6 protein-coding genes and 1 pseudogene are annotated in these 6,324 nt (G+C 69.0%); 1 reads left to right on the top strand and 6 read right to left on the bottom strand.

Annotation, left to right across the window (positions count from 1 at the left end; translation table 11 throughout):
* Positions 1 to 21 precede the first annotated feature (21 nt).
* The 6 genes from ON30_RS33795 to ON30_RS33820 all read right to left on the bottom strand — a co-directional run bounded on the left by ON30_RS33795 (position 22) and on the right by ON30_RS33820 (position 5,714).
* Complete coding sequence (locus ON30_RS33795) at positions 22 to 285, bottom strand: glutaredoxin family protein (protein ID WP_040714342.1); 264 nt, start codon at positions 283 to 285, stop codon at positions 22 to 24.
* Positions 282 to 920 carry a peroxiredoxin family protein gene (locus tag ON30_RS33800; protein ID WP_204249189.1) on the bottom strand — a complete coding sequence of 213 codons (639 nt, stop codon included), beginning with the start codon at positions 918 to 920 and terminating at the stop codon, positions 282 to 284. Before ON30_RS33800 ends, ON30_RS33795 begins: the two co-directional genes overlap by 4 nt.
* A 166-nt stretch (positions 921 to 1,086) precedes the next feature.
* The gene (locus ON30_RS33805; RefSeq protein WP_204249190.1) at positions 1,087 to 1,887 is read right to left on the bottom strand and encodes a cytochrome c biogenesis CcdA family protein; all 801 of its coding nucleotides are present in this window, start codon (positions 1,885 to 1,887) and stop codon (positions 1,087 to 1,089) included.
* Between the two features lie 32 nt (positions 1,888 to 1,919).
* Complete coding sequence (locus ON30_RS33810) at positions 1,920 to 2,336, bottom strand: DUF2752 domain-containing protein (RefSeq protein WP_051030372.1); 417 nt, start codon at positions 2,334 to 2,336, stop codon at positions 1,920 to 1,922.
* Positions 2,333 to 4,798, bottom strand: a complete 2,466-nt coding sequence (locus tag ON30_RS33815) for a heavy metal translocating P-type ATPase (protein ID WP_082393596.1) — start codon at positions 4,796 to 4,798, stop codon at positions 2,333 to 2,335. Before ON30_RS33815 ends, ON30_RS33810 begins: the two co-directional genes overlap by 4 nt.
* Before the next feature lie 709 nt (positions 4,799 to 5,507).
* The gene (locus ON30_RS33820) at positions 5,508 to 5,714 is read right to left on the bottom strand and encodes a heavy-metal-associated domain-containing protein (protein WP_040714345.1); all 207 of its coding nucleotides are present in this window, start codon (positions 5,712 to 5,714) and stop codon (positions 5,508 to 5,510) included.
* Between the two features lie 99 nt (positions 5,715 to 5,813).
* Here ON30_RS33820 and ON30_RS33825 point away from each other — a divergent pair.
* Positions 5,814 to 6,224, top strand: a pseudogene (locus ON30_RS33825) (heavy metal-responsive transcriptional regulator); the annotation flags it as partial.
* Positions 6,225 to 6,324 lie beyond the last annotated feature (100 nt).

The raw sequence follows: 6,324 nt of genomic DNA on the forward strand, positions 1-6,324 counted from the left end.
CATCGCTACGGGGTCCGGTGATCATCCCGGTCCGGTGTGCCGGGCCAAGGTGCGGCGCAGTTTGCGTTCGGAAACCCTCCCATGGGAGAACGGTTCGCCGTCGACGAGGACGCCGGGGGCGAACAATACCCCGGCGGTGGCGGCCAGGCGTTGTCCGTCCTCGGTGCGCAGGTCGATCTCGGTCACGGTCAGCGGATAGTCCTGACCGACCCGGGCCAGGACCTGCTTGGCGTGCTCGCACAGCCCGCAGTCGGATCGGGTGAGCAAGGTGATGGCGATGGTCATGGTCGGCGTTCGGTGCGCAGGTCGGCGAGGAGTTTCGCGGTCGGCAGGTACATCGTGTGTTGGGGTGCGCCATCGTAGTCGGCGCGCCAGGCGATTACCCCGTCCGGGCCGACCAGCACGAAGCTGTGCCCGTCGCGCATCTGGCCCATCATCCCGTAGGAGTTGGCGTCGTAGGCGCGGGAGACCTTCAGGTCTGGATCCGACGCCACGACGGTGGTGAGGTGTTCGTCGGCGGCCTTGCGTCCGATCAGCGCGGCCGGGTCGGTGGTGATCGAGACGACCGCGTCCACCCCGGCGCTGGTCAAGGCGTCTGTGTTTCGTTCGAGGTCACGGATCTGATCCCAGCACGGCTGACAGGTCAGCCCCTCCTGGAAATACAGGAGCACGCTGCGGCCGCGGTAGGCGGTCAGGCTCACCGGCGTTCCGGCCCCGGATGCCAGGGTGAAATCGGGGGCCATTTCTCCGGTGCCGGGGTCCCCGGCCACGTGCGGGTAGCCACTGGCGCCCGCCCCGGGATCGGTGGCAGGCGAACCGGTTCGAAACACCACGTACAGGACCGCGACGACCACGACCACGACAAGCGCGACGGCCGCGACGGTGGCCGCAGGCGGGTGAGACCCTCGCGGCCCTGTCACCGATTGCCTTCGAGTCCGGTTCGAGCCGGTGGTTCGGTGCGCCGAATCCTGTGATCGAGGTTTGCTCATGATTCCTCCTCGATATCGTTGGAGCCCACTGCATCTCGCGAGGTCCGAGTAACGGTCGGTCGCATCGCGCGCCGGCCGAGGAGGACGGTTGCGCCGATCAGGATGAGGGCGAGTCCCCAGCCGGGCAGCCACGACAGTGCCTGTGCCACAGGGCGCTGAGGTGTTGTAGCCACGCCGACAGTTCGGTTTGCCAGCCGCCGCTGGGCATACCGGGCCCGGTGAACGCGAGCACGATCGCCAGTGCACCCATCGCGATCATCAGCGCGCCGCTGGCCGCGGTTCCCAGCGACAGGGTGCGCCGATGCTTGTGCCATCCCACGGTGAGGGTGTGGTCGCCGAGGAGCCGGGAGGCGTGTTCGTGGCGGCTGTCCCAGATCACGGCGATCACCGCGAGTGGGGCGACCATGCCCGCGACGTAGGCCAGCCCGACCGACAACGCGACCGGGAAAGACGCGGCCGCCCCCGAGAGCACCGCCACCCCGGCGAGCACCGGCGCGCAGCACGCCGAGGCCGCCCCGGAGAACACGCCCAGCAGATACGCAGACCGGTAACTGCCCTGGGTCGCCGCGCGCGCACCGGGCATCGGCAGGTTCGGGCGCCACCCGGCCAGCACCGCGATCCCGCCCACGATGGTCAACACGCCACCGATGGAGAACACCCACGCGTGCCCGCCGAACAACAGGCGGCTCAACACGCTGGCGCCGAGCCCGATCGGCAGGATCAGCGTCGCGACTCCGGCGCCGAACACCAGCGTCGCTGGGACGACCCCTCCCCGATGACGGAATCCGGTGGCCAGGTACGCGGGTAGCATCACAGACACGCAACACGGTGCCAGCAAGGCCACGACGCCGCCGAGGAACGACGCCAATAACGTTGTCCCGACCAGCAATTCGCTCATGACCGCTCACCTCCTTCGCGCATCGCCAGCCCTCATCCGGTCCATGAGCTGGTGAGCAGATCGGCGTGCGCCTGCTGGTTGACCTCCAACGCCAGCAACCCGATCCCCGCGACGAGTAGTACCAGGTGGCGTGGTGCTGCGACGGTGAGCCAACGGCCGGTCAGCCGCCCGGCCACCGCCCGCACGGCGAGCAGCGCGGCGGCGAGGACGACGATCGGCCCGGCCGGGTTGTAGCGCAGCGCGCGGACAAGGTCGCCATGGCTGAACAGATACACCGAGCGGGTGCCACCGCACGCAGGGTCCATGATCCCGAACCGGTGCAACGGTCCGTGCAGATCCGCCGACGGTACCCCGGCTACCGCCAGGACGACCACGACCGCGAGCAGCGCCGCCGCGGTCCAGGTCGCCCAGACGACGCTGTCGGTGTGCCGGAAACCCATGTGGTTCATTCGCGGTGGGCCTTGCGTACCCAGTGCGCGACGCTGCGTTCGAGCGCATCACGTTCCTCGGCCAGCGTCGCGTTCTCCGCCCGCAGGCGCTCGAGTTCGGCGCGTTCGCCGTCGTCGAGCCCACTCCCGCCGGATACACCGCGCAACGGTGCGCCGGCCGCTACCGTGCCGGGCTCGGAGGCCGGTTCGGTGACGGGCGTCGCCTTGAATCCGCGCAGCCGCAGACTGTTGGACACCACGAACACACTCGAGAACGCCATCGCGGTCCCCGCGATGAGCGGGTTCAGCAGCCCGAGCGCTGCCAGGGGCAGGGCCGCGATATTGTAGGCGAAGGCCCAGAACAGGTTGCCCTTGATCGTGCGTAACGTGCGGCGCGCCAAACGGATCGCGTCGATCGCGGCCATCAGATCCCCGCGCACCAGGGTCAGGTCGGAGGCTTCGATCGCGACGTCGGTACCGGTGCCCATCGCCAATCCGAGGTCGGCCTGGGCGAGCGCGGCCGCGTCGTTGACGCCGTCGCCGACCATCGCCACTACCCGGCCCTCACCTTGCAACCGGGTGATGACCTCGACCTTGTCCTTGGGCAGCACTTCGGCGATGACCTCGTCGATGCCGACCTCGGCGGCGATCGCGCGGGCGGCGGTGTCGTTGTCCCCGGTCAGCAGTACCGGACGCAGGCCGAGCTCACGCAGGTGTCGAATCGCTTGCGCCGATGTGGGTTTCACGGTGTCGGCGACCACCATTACCGCGCGTGCGACCCCGTCCCAAGCGACGACGACCGCGGTGCGGCCCAGTGATTCGGCCCGTTGTTTGTGCTCTTGCAGTCCGGTGGGGAGGTCGATGCCGTGCTCGGTGAGCAGCGAGGTGCGGCCCACCAGCACCGTGCGCCCTTCGACGACTCCACGCACGCCGAGGCCTTCCAGGTTCTGAAAGTCCCCAACCGCGGGGAGATCGCCGACGCGTTCGATCGCGCCGATGGTGATCGCGCGGGCGATGGGGTGTTCGGAGGCGTCCTCGAGCGCCCCGGCCAGCCGCAACACCGTGTGTTCGTCGACCTCGATGCCGGTCTGAACACCGAGCAGAGCCATCTTGCCGGTGGTCACCGTGCCGGTCTTGTCGAGCACGACGGTGTCGATGCGGCGGGTCGACTCGAGGACTTCGGGGCCTTTGATCAGGATGCCCAACTGGGCGCCGCGTCCGGTGCCGACCAGAAGCGCTGTCGGGGTGGCCAATCCGAGCCCGCACGGGCAGGCGATGATCAGCACCGCGACCGCGGTGCTGAACGCGAATGCTGCACCCACGCTGGCACCGAGCCAGAACGCGAGGGTGCCGACCGCGAACGCGATCACCACCGGTACGAACACCGCCGACACCCGGTCGGCGAGCCGCTGAATTTCCGCCTTGCCGGTCTGCGCGTCCTCGACCAGGCGTGCCATCTGCGCGAGCTGAGTGTCGGCGCCGACCCGGCTGGCACGCACTATCAGGCGGCCACCGGCATTGACCGTGGCACCGACCACCGCGTCACCGGGACTGACCTCGACCGGGACCGATTCACCGGTCAGCATGCTCGCATCGACCGCCGAACTGCCCTCGGTGACAACACCGTCGGTGGCGATCTTCTCTCCCGGGCGCACCATGAACAGGTCACCGACGATCAGCTCGTCGATCGGGATGCGTTGCTCGCGGCCGTTGAGTAGCACGGCGACGTCCTTGGCGCCGAGTTCCAGCAGTGCTCGAAGGGCCGCGCCGGCGCGGCGTTTGGCGCGGGCCTCGAAGAACCGTCCGGCCAGGATCGCTGCGGTCAGCACCGCGGCGACCTCGAGGTAGATGTTGCTGCCCGCCATCCCGCGTTCGACGGTCAGCGAGAACCCGTGGTGCAGACCGGGTTTACCCGCGTCACCGAAGAACAGCGCATACAGCGACCACCCGAATGCGGCCCCGGCACCCACCGAGATCAGGGTGTCCATGGTCGCGGCGGCGTGGCGCAGGTTCGTCCACGCTGCCGTGTGGAAGGGCCAGGCGCCCCATACCACCACCGGCGCGGCCAGGGTCAGCGACAGCCACTGCCAGTTCGTGAACTGCAGCGGTGGCACCATCGCCAGCAACACGACCGGAATCGCCAATGCCACCGACACTCGCATGCGTTGGCGCAGCGAGCGGGTGTGTTCGTCGTATTCCTCAGGCTCGGAGGGTGTTTCACTGTCGGGTGCGCGCTCCGATTGTGGTATCCGCGCGGTGTATCCGGTGTCCTCGATCACCCGGATCACTGCCGAATCCGCAGTGTCGGAATCGAGTTCGACGCGCGCCTTCTCCGTGGCGAAATTGACCGTGGCCACAACGCCATCCATTTTGTTGAGCCGACGCTCGATCCGGGCCGCGCACGACGCGCACTTCATCCCGCCGATCGCGAGCTCCAACTGCCGCGACGCTATCGCCTGCACACCCTCGACGGTGTCACTCATCGGCCAACCTTCCCGCCGTGCTTGTCACCGTGGGTATCCGCTCCGTGCTCCCCGGCAGCGGCAGGCGGCCCGCCGGGAGCCTTCGACCCCGTGTCGCCTCCTCCGGTAGGCAGGCCGGCCTGACCGGCTGAACCTCCCGGTTTGCCCGGCCCACCGGGTCCGGGCCGATCGTCGTGGGCGTCCGGCCGCTCGGCAGGGACCGTGCCGCCCACCGGATGTGCCGCACCTGCGTCGTTGCCACCGGTGCCTGTGGTCACGGCGCCGGGAGTTGTCGGGGAGCCCATCGCACCGCCGCTGGGCATAGTCGCCACGGTGACCGCTTGTGCGGGCATCGGCAGCCCGGTATCGGCGAGGCGACGAGGGTCAGCCGAGCGAGTGTCCCGTGTCGGGTCGGCCAGTACGCTCTCGAAGGGGACCGGTCCTGGCGCCGCAGCCATCACAGGCACCCCGGATACCGGCCCCGACGCAGCCTCGATGAGCGCGGTGACTGTCTGGCCACCCGTGGCTGGCGCGGGTGCGGTCCAGGTCGGCGCATCATCGGTCGCCGGTGCAGGCCCGATCGCGGTGGTGTGCTCGGACGACTCGCGGCGTCCGGGTTCGTGTGAGGGCGAATTCGCATCTACCGGTCCGAGGGTTCGACCGCCGACCCAACCCGCCGCCGCCACCGCAGCCAGCATGAGCGCGTAGCCGGCCAACCGTGCTGCGACCCTCATCGGACCAGCTCGTATCCGGCGTCGGTGACCGCCGCCGCGACCTCCTCGACTGTCAGCACTCGCGCGGCGTCGACCACCACCCGACCGGACGCGACGTCCACCGCGACGCTTTTGACGCCTTCGATGCCCTCCACCTCGCGGGTGACCGCGTCGGCGCAATGCCCGCATGACATCCCGCGCACCGTGTACACGAACTCGCTCACCTGAGAACCTCCGTCGATCCACACGCTTCCCGCGCGATGACCCCAGCATGAACCTTCCAGTACGATGGAATGTCAAGGAGAGAGTGCGAGGAGGACTGGGTGAAGATCGGCGAACTGGCCGCAGCCGGCGGGGTCACCGCGAAAACGATCAGGTTCTACGAGAACGAGGGCCTGATGCCCGACCCCGAGCGCACCCCCACCGGCTACCGCGACTACGGTCCCGAGCACCTGGCCCGGTTGCAGTTCATCCGCCGCGCCCAAGCCGCTGGGTTGAGCCTGCGCGAAGCCGGTCAGATCCTGTCGGTCCACGACCGCGGCGAACAACCCTGCGGCCACGTCCGAGCCATGCTCGGCCAGCGCCTGGACCAGGTCCGCGCCCAGATCGCCGAACTCATCACCCTCGAAACCCATCTGCAAACACTGCTCGACACCGCTCGCGCCGACCAGCCCACCAGCCACGACGACTCCGCCGTCTGCTGGATCATCGAATCCGACATCCCGGCCCCGAGCCACTTGCCGCCCGGCACTGAAAGGCCAGGTCGCGGCATGGAAGCCGCGATCGTAGGCGTCGACGCCGTTGTCCGGGAGAACCGAGATGGCGATGGACCAC

The organism is Nocardia takedensis NBRC 100417 (assembly GCF_000308695.1).
Taxonomy (GTDB): Bacteria; Actinomycetota; Actinomycetes; order Mycobacteriales; family Mycobacteriaceae; genus Nocardia; species Nocardia takedensis.

Coding starts and splice junctions, on each gene's coding strand:
- ON30_RS33810 (WP_051030372.1), bottom strand. CDS start 2,336: ATGAACCACATGGGTTTCCGGCACACCGACAGCGTCGTCTGGGCGACC.
- ON30_RS33795 (WP_040714342.1), bottom strand. CDS start 285: ATGACCATCGCCATCACCTTGCTCACCCGATCCGACTGCGGGCTGTGC.
- ON30_RS33805 (WP_204249190.1), bottom strand. CDS start 1,887: ATGAGCGAATTGCTGGTCGGGACAACGTTATTGGCGTCGTTCCTCGGC.
- ON30_RS33815 (WP_082393596.1), bottom strand. CDS start 4,798: ATGAGTGACACCGTCGAGGGTGTGCAGGCGATAGCGTCGCGGCAGTTG.